We start from the raw sequence: 22,269 nt of genomic DNA on the forward strand, positions 1-22,269 counted from the left end.
GTCAAGGGCCGGCGCGTCTGAGGAGCTCCAGGGTACGGCGCATGCCGGCCTCGTTGCCGAGGCTGCGGTAGATGTCCCTGGCCTGCTCCAGCGGCTCCACCGCGGCCCCGCGGCCGCCCGCGTCGAGGTGCGCCTCCCCCAGGTAGCGCAGGCTCCTGGCCATCCACCACCGGTCCTCGAGCTCCTCGAACCCCCGCACCGCCCGCCGCAGCTCCCGCTCCGACTCCTCGATCCGGCCCAGCCGCGCCAGGGCCCGCCCGGCCGACACGGCGGTCCTGGCCACCCCCCACGAGTCGCCCAGCGCGGCCAGGATCTTCTCGGCCCGCCGGACGAAGTCCAGCTCGCGCAGCCCGTTGTCGGGATCGCCGACCTCCCCCGCGGCCCGCAGGCAGCGGGCCTCCTCCCACAGCTCCCCCCTCTGCTTGAACATCTCGGAGGCCCGGTCGAGGCTGAACCCGGCCCTGGTGAACAGGTTGGCCGCCAGCCGGAGGTCGCCCGCGCGGTGCTCGACGCGCGCCTGCGCGGCCAGCACCTCGCCGTAGACGCGCAGGGTCTGGGCCTCGGAGTAGCGGTTGCCGTCCCGCTTGAAGATCTCCAGGGCGTCTTCCAGCAGCTCCCTGGCCTCGTCGGGACGGCGTTCCGACATGCGCATCTCGGCGAGGTTGCGCTGGGTGCGGGCCATCCACCACAGGTCGTCCTCGCCCTTGAACGCGGTGATGGCCCCGATGAGATAGTCCTGCGCCCGGTCCAGGTGCCCGTCGCTGAACAGCGTCATGCCGATCGTGCGCATGGCCCTGGCCGCCCACCAGGTCTCCCCCAGCTCCTCGAACGTCTCCAGCGCCCGCCTGGCCTCCTCCAGCGCCCGCTCCCGCAGGCCCAGGCCGCCGTGCACGGAGGCGCTGTCGAGCAGCGCGATGGCCAGCGCGCGCCGGTCGCCGATCTGCGCGGCGGCCTCGCAGCCGAGCTCTGCGACGGCCACCCAGTCGGCCCAGTACGCGCGCAGCGAGTGGCACAGGGAGCAGAACGCCCTGGCCAGCCCCCAGGTCAGCTCCCACAGCCGGAGCTGGCGGGCCAGGTGGATCATGGCGAGCAGCGTCAGCCGCTCGGCGTTGAGCCAGTCGCCGGCCCGGACCTGCCCGTCGGCGTCGGAGCGGCGTCCGCCCTTGCTCCAGTCCTGCGGCCAGCGGTTCTGCGCGGCCTCCTCGGCGCGGCGGCGGTAGCCGTAGAGCACGCGCTCGATGGCCGCCCTGCGCCGCTCGGCCTCGTCCTGCTCGGCCAGCTCCGCGGCGAACACCCTGACCAGGTCGTGCAGCCGGTAACGCATCGTGCCGGTCTGGTCGGTGCCCGAGCACTCGGCGAGCTGGGCGTCGATGAGGGCTTCGAGCTGGTCGGCGCCGTCGAGCCCGGAGCTGTCGAGCAGCTCGCCGGCCACCCAGCCGGGCACGTCGGGCGCGGTGAGCGCGCTGAGCAGGCGCAGCAGCCGGCGCTGCATGCCCGTGCAGTCGTCGTAGCTGAGCTGCACGGAGGCGCGCACGCTCTTGTCCACCGTCGGGGCCACTTCGAGCTGGTCGAGACGGCGGCGCGTGTCGGCCAGCCGGGCGGACATCTCGCGCATGCTCCACTGCTCGCGGGTGGCCAGCCGGGCACCGCAGATGTTGATCGCCAGCGGCAGGTAGTCGCACAGCCGCACGACCTCCTTGGCGGCCTCCAGGTCGTCGACGACCCGGTCGCCGCCGGCCAGCCTGGCCAGCAGCTCCACTCCGTGCGCCTCGCTGAACACGCCCAGCCGCGTGTCATGGGTGCCGTTCAGGAACAGCGGCGCGCGCGAGGTGACCAGCACCGCGCAGCCGGGCTCGGCCGGGATCAGCGCCTTGACCTGTTCGGCGTCGTGGGCGTTGTCGAGGCCGATGAGGATCCTGCGGCCCTTGGTCCAGGTCAGCCAGAGCTTGCGTAACTCGTCCAGGCCGCCGGGGTCGGTGGTCAGGCGCACGTCCAGCGCGCGCAGGAACCCGATCAGCACCTCGTCGGGGCGTACCGGTGCGTCCACGCCGCCGCGCAGGTCGGCGTAGAGCCTGCCGTCGGGGAACCAGCCCGCCGTCTCGTGCGCGAACCTGGTCATCAGCGCCGACTTGCCGACGCCGCCCCGGCCGTACAGGGAGACCACGAGGGGCGGTGAGAGGCCGGGGGTCTTCCTGCGCTCGGTGAAGACCTCGTGCAACTCGGCCAGCGCCTCGGCGCGGCCGGTGAAGTGCTCGGGGACCGGCGGCCACTGGTCGGGCGGGTGCGGGCCGGGCGCGGGGAGCGCCTGCTGCCGGGGCTCGCGCGGCTCTGTGGTGGCCCAGGTGGTCAGCCCGACGAGGACGGCCGCCGCGCCGGTCACGGCGACCTTGGCCAGCGGCGGGATCTCCCAGTCCACGGAGGCGGTCAGCACGCTCGCGGCGGCGGCCGCGAGGCCCGCGGAGATGGGCGCGGCCCATGGCACCTTTCTGCGTCTTTTGCGCGGTTTGTCAGGTAGGTCCCCTGTCAACGAACACCCCCCATGGGGTAATTCAAGCCAATGGGGTACGGCTTGCGCCAGCCGTACCCCATCGTTCATCTGTTAGCCGATCACATGACAGGTGGCCGTGGCCGTCTTGCTCGGGTCACTCTCCGAGGTGGCGGTGAGCTTGACCCTGGCCAGGCGGTCGCCGCCGGTCCCGCGCACGGCGTTCACGGTGACGAGGTCCTGCTTGCCGAACGCGACGGAGTCCAGCGCGTTCGGGAGCTGGGCGGTCCAGCCCTTGCCCTGGATCTCGGCCTTGAGCCGGTAGACGTCGGAGTTCAGGTAGGCGCTGACGTCCTCCGGGTGCTGCCCCTGCGCCGGGGCCGCCTTACCGGTGTTGAACAGCGGGAACTTGCAGGTGGAGATGTTCTTGCCGGTGGGCAGGCCGGTCGAGGGGAGCAGCTTGACGCCGCGCTTCTGCGGTCCCGCGCCGTCGAGCGAGCGGATGGCGACCGTGTAGGACAGCTCGCCGTCGCGGTCGCGCTTGACGTCGGTGACGTAGAAGTGCAGGCGGTTGGCCTGGTCGACGTACTCGTACTCGCTGCCGGAGTCCGTGCCGGCGTGGAAGAGGGCGTCGGCGAGCTGGCGGTAGTCGCCGACCGTGATCGGCACCTTCGTCCCGTCGGGCAGCACGTAGTCGGTCATGCCGATGTCCTGCGGGTTCGCGTCGATCACCCACTCGAACGGGGACCGGTCCTGGTTCTTGGTCTTGGCCAGCAGGACGCCGGAGTCGGGCGTGAAGGAGTCGGTGCCCACGCGGTCCACGACCTCGACTGTGTAGTTCTCGTAGCCGCCGCCGTCACACAGCGGGTTCTTCGTGACGTCACAGGCGGGGCTCTTGTCGCCGGTGTCGAAGGAGATGTTGACGCCGGACAGCTCGTTCTTGCCCGGCTGGACGGCGCGGGCCACGACCCGGGCGGTGACCAGGCCCGACTCGTCGAGCGCCTCGCGCGAGAGGCGTAAGACGTTCTGCTCGTCCACCATCTCCAGCTTGATCTTGTTGCGCAGCATGTGCTGCGCGCCCATGGACGCGCCGGCGGTCGGCGGGATCAGCCAGCGGGAGTGCGGGCCGCCGGGACCGTTGAAGCTGCCGCGGCTGAGCATCTCCCAGACGCCCGTGTACGCCCTGCGCGCCGGCACGCCGTACGGGTTGTTGTAGTTGTCGGCGATGCCCATGATGTGGCTCAGCTCGTGGGCGTAGACGGCCATGCCCGAGCTCTCGGCCTGGACCGAGTCGATGCCGAAGCGGGCGTTCGGCCAGAAGTTGGAGCCGGCCTGCCACGAGGTCCAGTCGACGTAGCGGGTGGCCACCCAGTTGGGCAGCGCGGGGTCCGGCGGGCCCCACTCGTCCGGCACGTCCTCCTTGGTCGGGAACTTCATCATCCCGAACTCCTGCCAGGTGGCCGACTCGTCCTGACCGGCGCTCAGGTAGAAGACGAAGTCGAACTGCTTGGCCACCTCCTCGCCCACGGAGGCGATCCAGGCGGCGTTGCCCTCGGTACGCAGGTTCTTGTTGCAGGTGTCACCCGCCGGGCAGCCGGTGCCACCCTGGAACTCCATCGCGTACTCGTGGTCCTTGCCCGACAGCGTGTAGGGCCCGAACCCGGTCAGCTCCACCCCGTACCTGCCGCCCGAGTCCTCCATCCAGTACTCGTGGATGGTGTGACCCTTGTTGAGGTCGTTCGGGGTGTTGAGGAAGTCCTGGTAGAACTTGGCCACCTGGTCGCGCGGGACGTCGTGGGCCTCGGCGCTCGGGTTCGCGTAGATCGTCGAGCCCTTGGGCTGCGTCACCACGAACGACTGGTTCGGGTAGTCGAGCAGCACGAGCGCGCCCTTGAACGTGCGCTTCGACCCCTTGACGGCGGGGTCGTTCCACTTGGTGCCGGGCGGCCGTTTGTAGTCCGCCCACGTCATGCTGTCGGGATTCTCCCAGTTCTGCGGATCAATCGGCTTGATGCCGCCGGCTGGGTCGGAGCGCAGGGCCTGGGCGTCGGCGGGTTCGTCGAGCTGCCAGGGCTGCGTTTGCGGCCAGTGGTTCTGCCGCCACGGATACTCGGGATCGGTGGGGGGTGCTGCGGAAGCAGGGGTCGCCATCAGGCTCACCGGGATCAGCACGATGGCCGCCAGCAAACCCTTCAGCAGCTTCTTCGGGGCAATCACGGATTGACGGTATAGACGATATTGACGGAGATCACCGATCAGTTGTAGGGAAGAACCCTAGTCGTCTTTCCGACAATTGTTGAAATATCCACGTAAAGGTGTTGGTGTGGCGGATCTCCAGCGGACCGTGGACGAGCTCGCCGCGCGTCTCGGCCGCCCCCTGCTGCTCGAGGACCGCGTGCAGCGCGTCGTGGCGTACAGCGAGCAGAACGGCGCCATGGACGACATCCGCCGCGACTCGATCCTGCGCCGCAGCACCACTCCCGAGGTGCGGCAGTGGTTCCGGGTGGCCGGCGTGCACGAGGCGACCGGGCCCGTGCGCACCCCGGGCGCGCCGCACTTCGGCCTGCTGCCACGGGTGTGCGTCCCGGTACGGCACGCGGACGCGCTGCTCGGCTTCCTGTGGTTCGTCGACGCGGAGCCGGCCATGTCGGACGCCGAGATCGCCGAGGCCGTGGCCGCCGCCCCGGCGCTCGCGCTGGCCCTGTTCCACGAGAGCCTGGCCACCGGGCTGGCCTCCCACCGGGAGCTGGAGGCGGTCACCGGGCTGCTGACGGGCGAGCGGGACGCGGCCAGGCAGCTCATCGAGGCGGGCGCGTTCCCGCAGGCGCAGCCGGTGACCGTACTGGTGGCCAAGCCGCGCGGGGCCGAGCCGGACGAGGCGCTCAGGCTGGGGCTGGAGCAGGGGCTGCTGGCGTTGCGGCGGCGGCTGAACGGTCACCATCCGCTGCACCTGGTCCGCTACGACCACGCCGTGCTGCTGACCGCCGGGCCGCCGGTCTCCCCCGACGAGCTGCACGCGGCCATGCCGGTGCCGGTGGTGGTCGGGGTGGGGCGGACCAGGCCGGCGCTGGCGGAGGCGGCGGAGTCGTACCGGGAGGCCAGGCACGCGGCGGAGGTGACCTCGCGGGTGCCCGGGCTCGGGCGTACGGCCGAGTGGGCGCGACTCGGCGTCTACCGGATGCTCACCCAGCTGCCCGACCAGGAGCTGCACCCGGGGCTGGAAGGACTGCTGGCCGACGCCCAGTACCTGCCGCTGCTGGAGACCCTGGAGACCTACCTGGACCTGGCCGGGAGCGCGGTCGCCACCTCTCGGGCGCTGCGGCTGCACCGGACGTCCCTGTACTACCGGCTGCAGCGGGTGGAGGAGCTGGCCCGTACCGACCTGAAGGACGGGGGCGAGCGGCTCGCGCTGCACCTGAGCCTGAAACTCGCCCGCCTCTCCGGTCGATATTTACCGAGAGAATCGCATAATTTGTCCTAATTGCGAACCTGACAGGGCTCACGTTTAATGCCCTGACAGGGATGATCCGACGGGAGTGCCGATGCCGCCTGCGAAACGTGCCGGTCCGGTCCTGAACAGGCGCGCGCCCCTGCCCGTCGTGGTCCATTCCAGCCCGCTCGTCCTGCCCGTCTGCGCCGATCCCATTCGCGACGGGGCCGTGGCGCTCAAGGGCGACCGGGTGGTCGAGGTGGGCACGCGGGCCTCGGTGACCACGTCCTTCCCCGCCGCCGAGGAGCTGCGGTGGACCGGCATGATCGTGGCCGGGCTGGTCGACGCCCGCGCCGCGGGGTCCGCCTCCGGGCTCGCCGCCGGACCCGGGGTGACGGCGCGGGCGGGGGTGGTCTCCGACCTGGCCGAGCCCGCCGGGGTGCCCGGGATCTCGTACGTCGAGGTGACCAGCGCGAGCGAGGAGGAGTGGGAGACCCGCGGGCGGGACGCGGTGATCACGGCGATCCGCGAGGTCGACCGGCCCTGCCCGGTGGGGATCGCGGCGCACACGCCGGACCCACAGGTGCTGGAGGACGTGGCGGTGCTGGCCAGGACGTTCGGGCTGCGCCTGCTGGTCGATCTGGACCGGCACTCCCCCGCCGCGCTGGACGAGGCGGGGGTGCTGGGCCCGCTGTGCCACGTGGCGGTCTCCCGGCCCCTGGACCCCGGGGAGCGCAAGCTGCTGCGGCTGCGCAAGACCGTGGTGGCCGTCTGCGCGTCGCCCGCCCCCGACGTGCTGGCCCTGCTCGACGAGGGCAACACCGTCGCCCTCGGCACCGGGGCCGACGGCGGTCCGACCGGCGGCACCGGCGGGGTGCTCGGGGTGGCGCGGGGCATCCGGCAGCACGCCCGCGAGCTCGGGCTACGGACCCGGGGGCTGGACGGCAGGCTGGTGGCGGCCGCGACCATGGGCGGGGCCCGGGCGCTGGGGATGCACCGGGGCAAGGGGCGCATCGGGTCGCTGGCCCCGGGGACCCGCGCCGACTTCGCCGTCTTCGACGCCCGCGGACGCTACCCGTACGCCGCGCTCCTGGCCCAGCCGCCCTGCCTCGGCACCGTCCTCGGCGGCACCGTACTCCCCGCGGCCTGATCGCTAGCGGAACTGGGACTCCACCAGGCCCAGCAGATCACGGAGCTGGTCGCGCTGCTCCTCCGTCAGGACCGTGAACAGGTCCTGACCCGCGTCCCGGCGGGCCTCGCGGGCGCGCTCGGCCATCCGGCGGCCCTCGGGGGTGATCACCACCAACGTGGAGCGGCGATTGGCGGGATCCACCTCGCGGCGCGCCAGCCCGGCCTCCTCCAGCGCGTCCACCACCGGCGTGAGCGAGCGCGGCACGATCCGCAGCTCGTCCGCCAGCCGCACCATCCGCAGCGGCTCCGGGGCCTCGGCGAGCGCCCGGAGAGCCCGCGCCTGCCCCGGATTGAGCCCCAGCGGGACCAGCCGGTCCACGTACCCGCGCCGCAACCGCCGGCTGACCAGGTGCAAGAGCTCGGCGAGCTCCTTTTCTCCCATGTCGATAAGTTTAGCCGGAACAAATATGAGTTAACCTCTGTTTGAGTGGACATCTGAAAGGAGGCGCCACTTGGCGGAGGAACCACGCGCGCCCCTCGGGCGCATCATCAAGCTGTTCCGCCCCTACCGCGGCCGGCTGGCCCTGGTGGGTTCCCTCATCCTGCTGTCGTCACTGGTGTCGCTGGCCTCGCCCTTCCTGCTGCGCGAGGTGCTGGACGTGGCGATCCCCGGCAGGGACGCCGGCCTGCTCGCGCTGCTGGCCCTGGGCATGATCGCGGTGGCGGTCGTCACCAGTGTGTTCGACGCCGTACAGACGCTGATGTCCACCACCGTGGGCCAGCGGGTGATGCACGACCTGCGCATCGCCGTCTACGGCCACCTGCAGCGCATGTCGCTGGCGTTCTTCACCCGCACGAGGACCGGCGAGGTCCAGTCGCGCATCGCCAACGACATCGGCGGCATGCAGTCGGTCGTCACCTCGACCGCCTCTTCCCTGGTCTCCAACCTCACCACCGTGATCGCCACGATCGTCGCCATGGTCGCGCTCGACTGGCGGCTGACGGTCGTCTCGCTGCTGCTCATGCCGGTGTTCGTGTGGATCAGCCGCAAGGTCGGCAGCGAGCGCAAGCGCATCACCAACGAGCGGCAGCGCAAGCTGGCGAGCATCGCCTCCATGGTCCAGGAGTCGCTGTCGATCAGCGGCATCCTGCTCGGCCGCACCATGGGCCGCTCCGACGGGCTGACCGAGCGCTTCGGCCGGGCCTCCGACGAGCTGGCCGACCTCGGCGTGCGGACGAGCATGGCCGGACGCTGGCGGCAGTCGTCCATCCAGATCGTCATGGCGGCCATGCCCGCGGTGATCTACTGGGCTGTCGGCCACACGGGCGCGATCTCGGTCGGCACGCTGGTGGCCTTCACGACCCTGCAGACCGGCCTGTTCAGGCCGATGGTCTCGCTGCTGCGGCTGGGCGTCGAGGTGCAGACCTCGCTGGCGCTGTTCGGGCGGATCTTCGAGTATCTGGACCTGCCGGTGGACATCCGCCCCGGCACGCGGGAGCTCAAGGACGTGCGCGGCGAGGTCCGCTTCGAGGACGTCGACTTCTCGTACGGCGAGACCCCCACCCTCACCGGCGTGGACCTCAAGGTCCCGGCGGGCGCCAGCCTGGCCGTCGTCGGCGAGACCGGCTCGGGCAAGACCACGCTCAGCTACCTGCTGCCCAGGCTCTACGACGTCACCGGCGGGCGGGTCACGATCGACGGGGTGGACGTGCGGGACCTGACGTTCGACACGCTGAGCGAGGCGGTCGGCGTGGTGTCGCAGGAGACGTACCTGTTCCACGCCTCGATCGCCGACAACCTGCGCTTCGCCAAGCCTTCGGCCACCGACGAGGAGCTGGAGGAGGCCGCGCGGGCCGCGCGCATCCACGACCACATCGCCTCGCTGCCCGACGGCTACGACACGCTGGTGGGCGAGCGCGGCTACCGGTTCTCCGGCGGCGAGAAGCAGCGCCTGGCCATCGCGCGCACGCTGCTGCGCAACCCGCCGGTGCTGGTCCTCGACGAGGCCACCAGCGCGCTGGACACGCAGACCGAGCGGGCCGTGCAGGAGGCGCTCGACGCGCTGGCGCGGGGCCGTACCACCATCACGATCGCGCACCGGCTGTCCACGGTCCGCGACGCGGACCAGATCGTCGTGCTGGACGGCGGGAAGATCGTCGAGCGCGGCACCCACGACGAGCTGATGGCCCGCGCCGGCCACTACGCGGCGCTGGTGAGCAGGGATCATCCGCTCGAGCTCGTTTAGGCATCATCCCAGTCCCATGAGTAGCCCTGGCCCCTCTGGCAACCGACGCCCACCACAGCGTCGAGGAGGGACAAGGAAGAGTTGGCCCAGGCCCTAAGCAAGGCCAAGTCATAGGATTTCGGGCCGCGTCCTGGGTAGGGGGCGCGTATGACCGAAAAACCTCCTGACCGGTTCGGGTTCAGTGACGAACAGGCGATCGAGTTCGAGGAGTGGACCGAGGATCTCGGTTTCTACCACGAGGTCAAGGAAGACGACCCCCAGCGTCGGGACACTCTCGACGAACGCCTTCGCCGCGAGGCCAGGGACCGGCTCCACGAGCCCCGCCCCAAGCACCGGCTGACCCAGCCGGACGAAGGGCTGGCGCCCGACACGGAAGGCGAGGAGATCGCCCTCGATTGGGGCGATGACGACGGGAACGACCTGTCGGCGGAGGAGCGTGCCATCCGCATCGACTCCGACGAGAACCTCACGTGATCCGTCCCCGCGCCGCCGTCACCGCTCGCGCGGCGTTCCGGCGCGGGCGCTCAGCCGACGCGTTCCGGCACTCGCGCTCAGCCGAGGCGTTCCAGCACTCGCACTCAGCCGAGGCGTTCCAGCACGGGCAGCACGGCGTGCAGGTCGTCGATGATCGCGTCGGCGGCCGCCGCCTGCGGGCGCTCGGCGTGCAGGTAGCCCCACGGGCCGCGGCGCAGCAGCGCCGTGCGCATGCCCGCCGCGGCGGCCGGGAGCACGTCGTTGTCGAGCCGGTCGCCGACGTAGAGGATCTCGCCGGGCTCCCGCCCCGCGACCGCCGCGACCTTGGCGAAGAACCCGGCGTCCGGCTTGGACACGCCCCATCCCTCGGAGGTGTGCACGGAGTCGGCGGGCAGGTCCATGGCGACGAGCGCCCCGTAGGCCCGCGCCGGCTGGTTGCCCGCGATGATCACCTGGTATCCGGCCGCCCTGATGGCGGCCAGGGCGTCGCGCACGTCGGGGTAGAGGTCGTCGGCGTCGAAGTGGTTGCGCAGGCCGTCGGGCTCGTCGCGCTCCCAGGCGGCATCCTCCGCGTCCGCGTCGAAGCCAGGGCGGATGAGCTCGAAGGCGTCGATGTGGGGGCGGTCCAGCGCCGCCATCCCGCCGAGCGCGCCCATCAGCACGAACTCGCTCACGCCCAGCCGCCCGGCCCAGCGCGTCCAGATGCGCGCCTCGCTGATCAGCGTCTCCCCGACGTCGAACACCACGGCCTTGATCATCAATCCCCCCGTTTCAACCCGTTCGGCCGGGCACCCAGGCAAAGCGCCCGACAAATCCTATAAGGGGGATTTCTTGATGAAGCCAGAGCGTGATGCGAAGCACCGCCAGCTCGACGCCGATCGCGTCCCACTCGACGACCTCACCATGACCACGGATCAGGGCGTCCCGGTCGATCACACGGACGACTCGCTGCGGGCGGGCACCCGCGGGCCGACGCTCATGGAGGACTTCCACTTCCGCGAGAAGATCACCCGTTTCGACCACGAACGCATCCCCGAGCGTGTGGTCCACGCCAGGGGCGCGGGCGCGTACGGGGTCTTCCGGCTCTACGAGCCGCTCGGCGACCTGACCTCGGCGGCCTTCCTGAACGACACCTCGACGCCGACGCCGACGTTCGTGCGCTTCTCGACCGTCGCGGGCTCGCGCGGCTCGGCCGACACCGTGCGCGACGTACGCGGGTTCGCCACGAAGTTCTACACCTCTCAGGGCAACTTCGACCTCGTGGGCAACAACTTCCCGGTCTTCTTCATCCAGGACGGCATCAAGTTCCCCGACTTCGTGCACGCGGTCAAGCCGGAGCCGCACAACGAGATCCCGCAGGCGCAGTCGGCGCACGACACGTTCTGGGACTTCGTGCAGCTCCAGCCGGAGTCGCTGCACATGATCATGTGGCTGATGTCCGACCGGGCGATCCCGCGCAGCTTCCGGATGATGCAGGGGTTCGGGGTGCACACGTTCCGGCTGGTGAACGCCTCCGGGCAGGGGACGTTCGTCAAGTGGCACTGGCGGCCGGTGCTGGGGACGTACTCGCTGGTGTGGGACGAGGTGCTGCGCATCCAGGGCAACGACCCCGACTACAACCGCCGGGACCTGTGGGAGGCCATCGAGCGCGGCGCCTACCCCGAGTACGAGCTGTGCGTGCAGCTCGTGCCCGAGTCGCGGGAGCACGACTTCGACTTCGACCTGCTCGACCCCACGAAGATCATCCCTGAGGAGCAGGTGCCGCTGCGGCCCATCGGCAGGATGACGCTCAACCGCAACCCGCAGAACTTCTTCGCCGAGACCGAGCAGGTCGCCTTCCACACCGCCAACGTCGTGCCCGGCATCGATTTCTCCAACGACCCGCTGCTGCAGGCCCGCAACTTCTCCTACCTCGACACCCAGCTCCTGCGCCTGGGCGGGCCCAACTTCCCGCAGATCCCGGTCAACCGGCCGGTGAACGAGGTACGCAACGACCAGCGCGACGGCTTCCACCAGCACCTGATCCACGAGTCGCGCACCAGTTACGCGCCCAACTCCATCAGCGGCAACCGCCCCGAGGCCACCGATGGCTACCGGCACTACCAGGAGCGGGTGGACGGCGTGAAGATCCGCGAGCGCAGCCCCAGCTTCGAGGACCACTACAGCCAGGCCACCCTGTTCTGGAACAGCATGGCGGACTGGGAGAAGCGGCACATCGTGGCCGCCTTCCTGTTCGAACTCGGGCACGTGGAGCGGCCCCCCATCAAGGAGGGCGTGGTCCGGCACCTGGGCCAGATCCACCCCGACCTGGCCGCCCAGGTGGCCCAGGGCCTCGGCCTGCCCGAGCCGCCCAGGACCGAGGTCCACTCCAACGCCTCACCCGCGCTCAGCATGACCGGCCAGCCGCAGAGCATCGCCACCCGCAAGGTCGCCATCCTCATGGCGGACGGGACGGACGCCAGCGAGGTGACCGCCCTGCGCGAGTCCCTGGAGGGCAAGGGCGCCATCTGCGAGGTGCTGGCCCCGGCGGAGGGCACCGTGGCCGGCATCCCGGTGGACCGGCAGCTCGGCGCGGCGAGCTCGGTCCTCTACGACGCGGTGGTGGCCGCCGACGGCGCGGCCCTGGCCTCGCTGGGGCGGGCGCGGTTCTTCGTCATGGAGGCGTTCAAGCACGGCAAGGCCATCGGGGCCGTGGGGTCGGGGCGGGAGCTCCTGGAGGCCGCCCGGCTGCCCAATGACGTGGGGGTGGTGATGGGGGACGGGATCGCGGAGAAGTTCGCGACGGCGGTGGCCGGCCACCGCTTCTACGAACGCGACGTGGACGCCGTCCCGGCGTGACCGGTACGCGAGTCGGCCGTCCTTCGGGGCGGCCGACTCGTGTGGCGTGAGCGTGCGCGTGGTGGAATACTTAGCGTGTCCGTTCGAATACGAAGGGAAAGATTCCATGGTCGCCATCGTGGAAGAAGAGCTCCACACGGACGCCGAGGAAGTGGAGGAGGACCACGCCGACGCCGTGGAGGAGGAGCAGCAGTCCGGCTCCGACGAAGAGGAACGTCACACAGACGAGGCAGAGCAAGAAGACAACCCGAAGTCGACTGCGGTGCGACGCCGCCGAACGCCACGCACCGCTCGGGAGTTGTTCGATGTCCTACCCCCCCTCCCCGGCTTCCGGGTTGAGGTCATCGAAGGGAAACTGGTCATGACCCCATCAGGCACCCCTGAGCATTTCTTGACCAGCGACGAGCTGGCCTACGCTCTGCGTCCGTTGCGCAAGGAACGCGGCTGGCACGGAGCACATGGCCCGCAGATCTGCATCGATGGGCCCAGATACTCACTCCAGCCCGACTACGTGCTGTGGCCCCGCGACTGCAAACGATGGGGTAATGAGCTGCTGTCGACTGGGGTGATCATGGTCACCGAGGTGGTCTCGCCCAGCAGCGTTCGCGACGACCGCGAGGAAAAGGTGCGTCTTTACGCGCTGGGCGAGGTGCCGGTCTACCTGCTGATCGACCAGGTCGCGAAGGCCCCGAGCGTAACTGTGTTCAGCGACATCGAGGACGGCGTATATCGCACGATCGACTCGGAGCCCATGGGAAAGCCGCTCTACCTGCCCGACCCCGTCAACTTCGAGCTCGACACCTCGATCTTCATGGTGTGAGCTTCTCCATCGCCTTGGTGATGCGCTTCTCCGAGACCGGCGTAGGCGTCCCCAGTGTCTGGGCGAAGAAGCTCACCCGCAGCTCCTCGATCATCCACCGGATCTCCACCACGTCCGGATCCCCTCGCCGCGCCCGAGGGAGCTTCTCCAACACATCGTGATAGTCGTCCTCGATCTTGTGTACCCGGTCCATCCACTCCTGGTCCCGCCAGGGTTCCTCCGGGAGCTTGGCGAGGCGGCGGTCGATTGCCCGGATATATCGGAGAATGTCGGAAAGGCGCCGGTAGCCCGTGGCCGTGACGAAGCCCCGGTAGACGAGCTTGCCGAGCTGGTCGCGGACGTCGTCCGTCGCCGCGCTCGCCCGCAGGGCGTCGAGCCGGGCCCCGGCCTCGTGCCAGACGCTCAGGATCTGCTCCACCTTCGACAGCACGTCGGCCGCCGTGTCGTGGAGGTGAGCCCGTACGTGCTGGTAGAGGCGGTCGAAGGCCACCGGGTCCCACGCCGCGCCCCCGGCGTCGAGCATCAGCTTGTCGACGGCCGCGTTGACCACGTCCTCGAACAGCGCCACCGCCCCGCCGTGCGGGCTGCGTGACAGCGCCAGCTTGGCCTGGTTGGACAGGCCGCCCAGCAGGGATTTGGCCGGGTTGGTGACGTTGAGGAGGAGCAGGCGGCGCACGCCGGGCCAGTGGGAGCGGCGCTGCTCGGCCGCCGTGTCGAAGATCTTGATCGAGACGGAGTCGCCCGCGTCCACCAGCGCCGGATAGCCCTTCATCCGGCCCTGCTCGAACACCTTCGGCAGCGTCCCGAAGCTCCACGTGTGCAGGCCGGTCTGCTCCAGGTCGTCGCCGGCCTGCGAGAGCGTCTCCCGCAGGCGCGGGGCGAGGCGGCGCTTCAGCGCGTCGAGGTCCTTGTCCTCGGCCACCGTGCGCCTGCGCTCGTCGATCACCCGGTACGTGATGCGCAGATGCTCGGGCACCTGGTCGAGCTGCCAGGCCTCGCGCGGCACGCGTACGCCGGTGAGGCGCAGCAACTCGCGCTCCACGGCCGCCAACAGCGGCTCGCCGCCCTGCTTGACCCCCTCCAGCACCTGCTTGGCGTAGTTGGGGGCGGGCACGAAGTTGCGGCGCATGGCCTTCGGCAGGGAGCGGATCAGCGCGGTGATCAGCTCTTCGCGCAGGCCGGGGATCTGCCAGTCGAAGCCGTCGGAGCTGACCTGGTTGAGCACCTGCAGCGGCACGTGGACGGTCACGCCGTCGGCGTCCGCGCCCGGCTCGAACTGGTAGGTCAGCTTCATCCGCTGCCCGAGCTGTTTCCAGGTGTCGGGGTAGTCGCGGGCGCTGACGTCGGCGCCCTCGTTGACCAGCATGTCCGGCGAGAACGTGAGCAGGTCGGGCGTCTGCTGCCTGGCCTGCTTCCACCAGGAGTCGAAGTGGCGGGCCGAGACCACGTCGGCCGGCACCCGCTGCTCGTAGAAGTCGAACAGCGCCTCGTCGTCCACCATGATGTCGCGGCGGCGCGCCCGGTTCTCCAGCTCCTCGACCTCGCCGAGCAGCCTGCGGTTGTCCTTGAGGAAGCGGTGGTGGGTGTCCCAGTCGCCCTCGACCAGGGCATGCCTGATGAACAGCTCACGCGACAGGTCGGGGTCGATGCGGCCGTAGTTGACCTTGCGGCCCACCACGAGCGGCACCCCGTACAGGGTGACCTTCTCCAGGGCGATCACCGCACCCTGGTTCTTCTCCCAGTGCGGCTCGGAGTAGGTGCGTTTGACCAGGTGCTGCGCGAGCGGCTCGACCCAGTCGGGCTCGATCTTGGCGTTGACGCGCGCCCAGAGCCGGGAGGTCTCGACCAGCTCGGCCGACATGACCCACTGCGGCTGCTTCTTGGCCAGCGCCGAGCCGGGGAAGATGGCGAAGCGGGCGTTGCGGGCGCCGAGGTATTCCTGGATCGGCCGCCGGCCGTCCTGCCCCCGCTGCTTGTCCATGACGTCCTTGACGCCGATGTGCGACAGCAGCCCGACCAGCAGCGACGCGTGCACGTGGTACGGCTGCGCGGGCTGGCTGTTGGGCTGGGCGCCGAGCGACTGGCGCACCTGGCTGTAGATGTCCTGCCACTCGCGTACGCGCAGGTAGTTGAGGAACTCGGCCTTGCACAGCCGCCGGAAGGCGCTGGAGGACAGCTCCTGCTGCTTGTCGCGCAGGTAGTTCCACAGGTTGAGGTAGGCCAGGAAGTCGGACTCGGGGTCGGCGAAGCGCCGGTGCTTCTCGTCGGCCTGCTGCTGCTTGTCGGACGGGCGCTCGCGCGGGTCCTGGATGGACAGCGCCGCGGCGATCACCATGACCTCGCGCAGGCAGCCGTTCTTCTCGGCCTCCAGCACCATGCGGCCCAGGCGCGGGTCGACGGGGAGGCCGGCCAGCTTGCGGCCGACGCCGGTGAGCTTGCCGTGGACGTCGAACGCGCCCAGCTCGTGCAGCAGGTTGACGCCGTCCTTGACCTGGCGGCGGTCCGGCGGCTCCACGAACGGGAACGCCTCGATGTCGCCCAGCCCGATCGAGGTCATCTGGAGGATGACGGAGGCCAGGTTGGTACGCAGGATCTCGGGGTCGGTGAACTCCGGCCGGCTGAGGAAGTCTTCCTCCTCGTACAGCCGGATGCAGATGCCGTCGGAGGTGCGGCCCGAGCGGCCCTTGCGCTGGTTGGCGCTGGCCTGCGAGACGGCCTCGATCGGCAGCCGCTGCACCTTGGTGCGGTGGCTGTAGCGGGAGATGCGGGCGAACCCCGGGTCGACGACGTATTTGATGCCGGGGACCGTGAGCGAGGTCTCGGCGACGTTGGTGGCCAGCACGACGCGGCGGCTGGTGTGGCGCTGGAAGACGCGGTGCTGCTCGGCGGCGCTCAGGCGGGCGTAGAGCGGGAGGATCTCGGTGTTGCGGAACTCGGCCTTGCCCAGGGCGTCGGCGGCGTCGCGGATCTCCCGCTCGCCCGACAGGAACACCAGGATGTCGCCGGGCCCCTCCGAGATCAGCTCCCGGCAGGCATCCACGATGCCCTGGGTCTGGTCGTCGTCCTCGCCGAGCGGCCGGTAACGCACCTCCACCGGGTAGGTGCGGCCGGAGACCTCGACGATCGGCGCGTCGTCGAAGTGGCGGGAGAACCGCTCGGGGTCGATCGTCGCGCTGGTGATGATGACCTTGAGGTCGGGGCGCTGGGGCAGGAGCTGCTTGAGGTAGCCGAGGATGAAGTCGATGTTGAGGCTGCGTTCGTGGGCCTCGTCGATGATCAGCGTGTCGTACTGGTCGAGCATGCGGTCGTTCTGCAGCTCGGCCAGCAGGATGCCGTCGGTCATCAGCTTGACGAGCGTGCGGTCGCTCGCCTGGTCGGTGAAGCGGACCTTGTAGCCGACCACCTCGCCCAGGTCGGTGCCGAGCTCCTCGGCGATGCGCTCGGCGACCGTGCGGGCGGCGATGCGGCGGGGCTGGGTGTGGCCGATCAGCCCGCGTACGCCGCGGCCCAGCTCCAGGCAGATCTTGGGGATCTGGGTGGTCTTGCCGGAGCCCGTCTCGCCCGCGATGATCACCACCTGGTGGTCGCGGATGGCCGCCAGGATGTCGTCTTTCCGCTGGGAGACCGGCAGGTTTTCCGGATATTTCACCACCGGTACGGCTTCGCGCCGCCGGACCAGCCGCTGCTCGGCGCGTTCGACGTCGGCGAGGATCTCCGCGACGATCTTGTCCCGGGCGTCACGTGACCGGACCCGGCGCATGCCGTCGAGCCTGCGCCGCAGTCGCCGCTGGTCGCGCGGCATGAGCTCGGGCAGGCGGGAGTGGAGCTCGGCGAGTGGAGAGGACAAGGAAGGCGTTCCCATACTGCTTTCAGGATATTTGAGCCCCGCGTCCCCGGAGCCAACCGACCATGCTGCCCGACACCGGCGGGACGCGCATCCCAATATCTCGCCCGGCCCGGGGCGCCTGCCGGTTATACCAGCTCGGCGGCGAGACGTTCGATCGTGTCACGGCCCTCCAGGGGGCGCAGCCAGGCGGCGGGCAGGACTCCGGTGCCGTGGAGGGCGCCGAGCAGGTTGCCGCACACCGAGCCGGTGGAGTCGCTGTCGCCCGAGTGGTTGACCGACAGCAGCAGGGCCCGCTCCACGGAGGGCTCGGCCAGCGCGCAGTACACGCCGATGGCCAGCGCCTCCTCGGCCACCCACGCGCCACCCAGCGACTCGACCCGCTCCGGCGAGTGCGCGCCGCCGGCGGCGGCGAGCGCCACGGCGGCGCGCAGGGCCGCGCTGGTCTCGTCGTGCGCCGGGTAGGCCGCCAGCAGGTCGAGGGCGCGGTGGACGGCGGGCTCCAGCGCCTCGCCCGCCACGAGGCACGCGGTGATCGCGGCGAACGCCCCCGCGGCCAGGTAGCCGGTCGGGTGCCCGTGGGTGATCTGCGCGCACGCCGCCGCCACCTCGAACGCCTCCCGAGGGTCGGGCCCCGCCGTGCCGGAGAGCGCGACCAGGCCGAAGGGGGCCGAGCGCATCACGGTGCCGCAGCCCTTGGAGTCCGGGTTCACCGGGCCCGGGACCCCCAGCGGGGACGGCCCCGGGAACTGCTGACGCAGGCCCGACAGGCAGGCGTTGCCCGGAGCCCGGCGCGAGTACAGCCAGGTCTCCTCGCGCAGCCGGCCCGTGCGGTGCGGGCGGTCCGCGGGCGGCGGGGCCTGGTGGTTCTGGGTGTCGAGCCAGCGCAGGTACGCCTGCCGCACCGGCTCCACCACCTCGGGGTACGGGGTCGGGGGTCCACCAGCGTGGCCGGCGCGGGCCCGGAGCAGCCCTTCCACGGTGAAGAGCGTCATCTGGGTGTCGTCGGTGATGAGACCGGATCTTCCTCGCCACGTCGTGACATATCCGGTAATGCCCTCGGCCCCGTGCTCCCTGCGGATCTCCCGCCACGACTGGAACTCGATCGGCGACCCGAGCGCGTCGCCGATCGCGCCCCCGAGGAGGCAGCCTCGTACTCGATCCCGTACGTCCATGAGGAAATCTTGTCAGGCTCCGGGCGGTCTGAGAGATTGCGGGTGATTCGGCCCACGTCCCGGAGGTCACGCGTGCCACAATTACGCCCGGCCCTCTTCGCCGTCACCCTCACCCTCGCGATCGCGATACCCGCCCAGGCGGCGGCAGCACCACCCGCCATCACCGTCCAGAACGGCAGTACGCAGCCGGTCTTCTCCTACGCGGACGCGGTCCGCGAGCACGTGTACGTCGAGTCAACCGTCGACAGCGACCTCGACGGGAAACTCGACAGAGTACGCGTGGACGTCATCAGGCCCAAGGAGTCCGGCCCGGGGCTCAAGGTGCCGGTGATCATCGATGAGAGCCCGTACTACGACAACTCGGGCCGCGGCAACGAGGCAGAGCGCAAAATTTACGACGCCGCCGGAAATGTCACCAAATTTCCGCTCTTCTACGACAACTACTTCGTCCCCCGCGGCTACGCCGTCCTCAACGTCGACATGCTCGGCACCACCCGATCGGACGGCTGCCCGGACATCGGCGGCAAGGCTGACGTCCTGGGCGGCAAGGCCGTCATCGACTGGCTGAACGGCCGCGCCAAGGCGTTCAGGGCGGACGGCACCCCGGCCGTGGCCGACTGGACGACGGGCAAGGCCGCCATGATCGGCAAGTCGTACGACGGCACTCTGGCCAACGCCGTCGCCGCCACCGGCGTCGAGGGCCTGAAGACCATCGTGCCCATCTCGGCCATCAGCTCCTGGTACAAGTACCAGCGCTCCAACGGCGTCATCTACAACCACGACTACGCCTCCTGGCTGGCCAACTACGTCGACACCGACCCCGAGGCCAAGTGCCAGGCCGTGCGCGACAGGATGGACGCCGAGGACGGGGACGACACAGGCAATTTCAACCCGTTCTGGGCCGAGCGCGACTACATCAAGGGCCTGCTCGGCGACGCCTCCAAGGTCAAGGCCAGCGTGTTCGTCGTCCACACGGTCAACGACCTCAACGTCAAGCCCGACAACTTCTCGACCTGGTGGAAGGCCCTGGCCGACCGCAACGTGCCGCGCAAGATCTGGGTCGGCCAGACCCAGCACGTGGACCCGTTCGACTTCGAGGGCCGGCGCGCGCTCTGGGTGGACACCCTGCACCGGTGGTTCGACTACTGGCTGCACGGCGTACGCAACGGGATCATGAACGAGCCCCGCGCCGACGTCGAGATCGGCCCGGCCCGCTGGACCACCCAGCACGACTGGCCGGCGCCGTTCGCGCTCAAGGCGTCCCTTCGCCCCGCGCCCGACGGCTCGCTCGGCCTGAAGCCCGCCGCCAGGAACAGCACCGCCTCCTTCACCGACGTCGCCATGACCGAGAGCGCCATGGTGGCCGACGTCGGGACGGCGAACCCGGGACGGGTCGCGTTCACCACGGGCGCGCTCCCGCTCGACCTGCGCCTGTCCGGCACGCCCACCGCGGACCTGCGGGTCAAGCTGGACAAGCCCACCTCCAACCTGACCGCCCTGCTCGTCGACTTCGGCGACGGCACCCGCGTCGACTGGCGCCGCGGCCAGGGCATCACCACGCTCACCGAGGAGGACTGCTACGGCGAGAGCACCGCGGCCGACGACGCCTGCTACAAGAAGGTCGTCACGAACGTGGCCACCCGCCCGCTCGAGATCGTCGCCCGCGGCTGGATCGACGTCCAGAACCGCGACTCGCTCAGCCAGGCCGCGCCGCTGCCGCCCGGCACGTACGGGACGGTCAAGTGGCTGACGCTGCCGCAGGACTACACCTTCAGGAAAGGCCACCGGGTCGGCCTCGTGGTGGCCGGCACCGACTCGACCTACAGCGACGAGACCGGCACCGGCGCGACCGTGACGCTCGACCTGGCCAGGTCCAGCGTCGTCGTCCCGTTCGTCCTGGGCACGCCGCTGGCGGACGTGCCGCAGGACACGACCACGTTCCGCGGTCCCGACCGGGTCGAGCTGCCCGAGCCCGATCGCGAGTTCTCGTTCTTCTAGCGGTATGAGGGGGCTTCCAGCGATATGAGGGGGCCTCGGGCGCGCTGCCCGAGGCCCTCACCCGCAGGAGAGGACGCCGCGCCGGTAGTCGAGCGTCGTCCGCGTGCCCTTCTGCCGGACCGTCCAGGCGACGCTCATGGTCAGGGTGCCCGCCCCGGCGCTGGTGCCGCCGGTCGTCTTGCCGTCACCGGTCGCCCTGCCCGCCCACCGGACGGTGATCTTCCCCCGCTCCACGCTCGACCGCCCGGAGCAGCCGGTCCGCGAGAGCGGCGCGGTCACCTTGAAGGTGTTTCCGGACACGGTGATGCCGTCGGTGCCCTTGGCGGAGACGATCTCGCAGCGTCCGTCGCACGACAGCGCGAACGTTCCGGTACGCCCCGAGCCCAGCCACGCCGTCGCCGGCGACAGCCCGGCCACCGGGGGCGCGGGCTTGGGCAGCTCGGCCTTCCTGGCCATGCTCGTCAGGCCGGCTCCGGCGGCCATCGGGGCCACCCCGGCCACCCAGCGCGACGGCTCGTCCAGCAGGCCGCCCGTCTGCGCCGAGGCCTTGGTGAGCGTCGGGGGATGCTTCTGGGCGTTCACGACGGCCCAGACCAGCCCGGCCACCAGCAGGCCCACGCCCACGATCAGGCCGAGCCTGGCCACGGCCCTGATCGGCGGCCCCGCCTCGGGGTCGTCGTCGTCCAGCCGGTCCCGCCAGAACTCCTGAACCTGCCCGTCCCGCAGCTCGGCCAGATCGCCGCCCAGGGAGATCCCGCCGTACCGGATGATGGCGCCCTCGCTGTGGGAGCCGTTGCCCGAGCCTTTGATGGCGGCGCTGAAGACGAGCTTGTCCCCGTACGCGCCGCCGCGGAAGGCCCGCGTACGGCTCGGCGGCGTGAACGGGTGCCGCCCGCGCACGGCGGGTGCCGCCGGGGGCTCCTGGTCGGCGGCGGCCGCGCCCGCCGCCGACCAGGGCTTTCCCGAGGTCGCCGTCGTGGGGTCGGCGACCGGGATCTGCGGCGTGGCGTCGGCGACCGGAGGAGCCGGGGAAGGACCGGTCTCCACCAGTGTGCGTGCCTGCACGGGGAAGCCGTCCGCCCGCCAGAGAGGCCCCTCGCCGGGCAACGGCTGCGCCAACGCCAGCCGGTTGGGAAGTGTGCCGGGCAGTGTGGTGATCGGCAGGCGGCGCAGCAGCGCCGCCGCCGACATGGTCCTGGGCGCGGCCCGGCAGGTCGCGCAGGACTGGATGTGACGGCCGATCCTGGCCCTGGCCCGCCGGCCGGGCGCCGCGACCCACGCCGACACGCGTGCCGTCAGGTCGGGGCATCCGTCGCGCCCCCGCGCGGCGATGATCGCGGCGAACCACTCCTCCAGGGACTCCGCCGCCCGGGTGACGATGGTCCGCACCTCGTCCTGGCGCAGCTCGAAGAGCACGGAGATCTCCGCGTCGGCCAGGCCGTGGCGCATGGACAGGTCGAGCAGCTCCCGTTGCGGGCGCTCCAGGGAGAGCAGCGCCTCGGGCAGCAGTTCCGACATCCGGCCGGGCCGCGACCACGAGCCGATGCTCGCGGGCTTGGCGACGAACGCCCGGTGCGCGCGGGCCACCGCGTACAACCAGGGCCGCCGCAGGGCCGGATCGACCACGCGATCCGCGTACAGGTGCGCCGTCAGCATCGCACCGGCCACCGCCTGCTCGGCGTCGCCAGCGGCGAGCTCCGTGCGGCAGTAGTCGTAGAGGCGGGCTCCGTGCTTGTCGCACAGGTCGCGAATGGCCTGGCGAGCGTCGTCAGACAGGGTTCGCCACATCCGGCGTCACACCTCCTCCAGTCAGTACGCGGAACGGGGG

At 70.8% G+C, this 22,269-nt stretch carries 14 protein-coding genes; 7 read left to right on the forward strand and 7 right to left on the reverse strand.

Annotated elements, in window-relative coordinates:
* Position 1 precedes the first annotated feature (1 nt).
* Positions 2–2,482, reverse strand: a complete 2,481-nt coding sequence (locus AB0L65_RS32430; protein WP_364252951.1) for a tetratricopeptide repeat protein — start codon at positions 2,480–2,482, stop codon at positions 2–4.
* Positions 2,483–2,599: 117 nt separating this feature from the next.
* The gene (locus tag AB0L65_RS32435) at positions 2,600–4,702 is read right to left on the reverse strand and encodes a M6 family metalloprotease domain-containing protein (RefSeq protein ID WP_364252954.1); all 2,103 of its coding nucleotides are present in this window, start codon (positions 4,700–4,702) and stop codon (positions 2,600–2,602) included.
* A 106-nt stretch (positions 4,703–4,808) separates the two neighbouring features.
* Between AB0L65_RS32435 and AB0L65_RS32440 the strand changes: the two genes are divergently transcribed.
* Both AB0L65_RS32440 and AB0L65_RS32445 read left to right on the forward strand, forming a co-directional pair.
* A complete protein-coding gene (locus AB0L65_RS32440) occupies positions 4,809–5,966 on the forward strand; it encodes a helix-turn-helix domain-containing protein (RefSeq protein WP_364252957.1) in 1,158 nt (385 codons plus the stop codon).
* 61 nt (positions 5,967–6,027) lie between these two features.
* Positions 6,028–7,065: an amidohydrolase family protein gene (locus AB0L65_RS32445; RefSeq protein ID WP_364252960.1), complete on the forward strand. Its 1,038-nt coding sequence runs from the start codon at positions 6,028–6,030 to the stop codon at positions 7,063–7,065.
* Positions 7,066–7,068: 3 nt separating this feature from the next.
* Here the strand turns inward: AB0L65_RS32445 and AB0L65_RS32450 are convergent, their stop codons facing one another.
* Entirely contained in the window at positions 7,069–7,488 is a 420-nt protein-coding gene (locus AB0L65_RS32450) for a MarR family transcriptional regulator (protein WP_364252963.1), read from the reverse strand.
* A 70-nt stretch (positions 7,489–7,558) separates the two neighbouring features.
* Between AB0L65_RS32450 and AB0L65_RS32455 the strand changes: the two genes are divergently transcribed.
* Positions 7,559–9,292, forward strand: coding sequence for an ABC transporter ATP-binding protein (locus AB0L65_RS32455; protein WP_364252966.1), 1,734 nt, complete (start codon positions 7,559–7,561; stop codon positions 9,290–9,292).
* 147 nt (positions 9,293–9,439) lie between these two features.
* Complete coding sequence (locus AB0L65_RS32460; protein ID WP_350723043.1) at positions 9,440–9,766, forward strand: DUF5709 domain-containing protein; 327 nt, start codon at positions 9,440–9,442, stop codon at positions 9,764–9,766.
* Positions 9,767–9,870: 104 nt separating this feature from the next.
* On the opposite strand, the gene AB0L65_RS32465 is transcribed toward AB0L65_RS32460, so the two are convergent.
* On the reverse strand, positions 9,871–10,524 hold the full coding sequence (locus AB0L65_RS32465; RefSeq protein ID WP_363966098.1) for an HAD family hydrolase: 654 nt from the start codon (positions 10,522–10,524) through the stop codon (positions 9,871–9,873).
* Between the two features lie 76 nt (positions 10,525–10,600).
* Between AB0L65_RS32465 and AB0L65_RS32470 the strand changes: the two genes are divergently transcribed.
* Positions 10,601–12,604 carry a catalase gene (locus AB0L65_RS32470; RefSeq protein ID WP_364252968.1) on the forward strand — a complete coding sequence of 668 codons (2,004 nt, stop codon included), beginning with the start codon at positions 10,601–10,603 and terminating at the stop codon, positions 12,602–12,604.
* Positions 12,605–12,650: 46 nt separating this feature from the next.
* Entirely contained in the window at positions 12,651–13,424 is a 774-nt protein-coding gene (locus AB0L65_RS32475) for a Uma2 family endonuclease (protein WP_364252971.1), read from the forward strand.
* Here AB0L65_RS32475 and hrpA read toward each other — a convergent pair.
* The gene (hrpA, locus tag AB0L65_RS32480; RefSeq protein WP_364252974.1) at positions 13,414–17,286 is read right to left on the reverse strand and encodes an ATP-dependent RNA helicase HrpA; all 3,873 of its coding nucleotides are present in this window, start codon (positions 17,284–17,286) and stop codon (positions 13,414–13,416) included. The two genes, AB0L65_RS32475 and hrpA, sit on opposite strands and share 11 nt — an antisense overlap.
* A 110-nt stretch (positions 17,287–17,396) precedes the next feature.
* Positions 17,397–18,443: an ADP-ribosylglycohydrolase family protein gene (locus AB0L65_RS32485; protein ID WP_364252977.1), complete on the reverse strand. Its 1,047-nt coding sequence runs from the start codon at positions 18,441–18,443 to the stop codon at positions 17,397–17,399.
* A gap of 72 nt (positions 18,444–18,515) precedes the next feature.
* Between AB0L65_RS32485 and AB0L65_RS32490 the strand changes: the two genes are divergently transcribed.
* Positions 18,516–20,441 (forward strand): Xaa-Pro dipeptidyl-peptidase, encoded by a 1,926-nt coding sequence (locus tag AB0L65_RS32490; RefSeq protein WP_364252980.1) that lies wholly within the window; start codon positions 18,516–18,518, stop codon positions 20,439–20,441.
* A 57-nt stretch (positions 20,442–20,498) separates the two neighbouring features.
* On the opposite strand, the gene AB0L65_RS32495 is transcribed toward AB0L65_RS32490, so the two are convergent.
* Entirely contained in the window at positions 20,499–22,229 is a 1,731-nt protein-coding gene (locus tag AB0L65_RS32495) for a hypothetical protein (protein ID WP_364252983.1), read from the reverse strand.
* Positions 22,230–22,269: the final 40 nt, after the last annotated feature.

The organism is Nonomuraea sp. NPDC052116, from assembly GCF_040680035.1.
Taxonomy (GTDB): Bacteria; Actinomycetota; Actinomycetes; order Streptosporangiales; family Streptosporangiaceae; genus Nonomuraea; species Nonomuraea angiospora_A.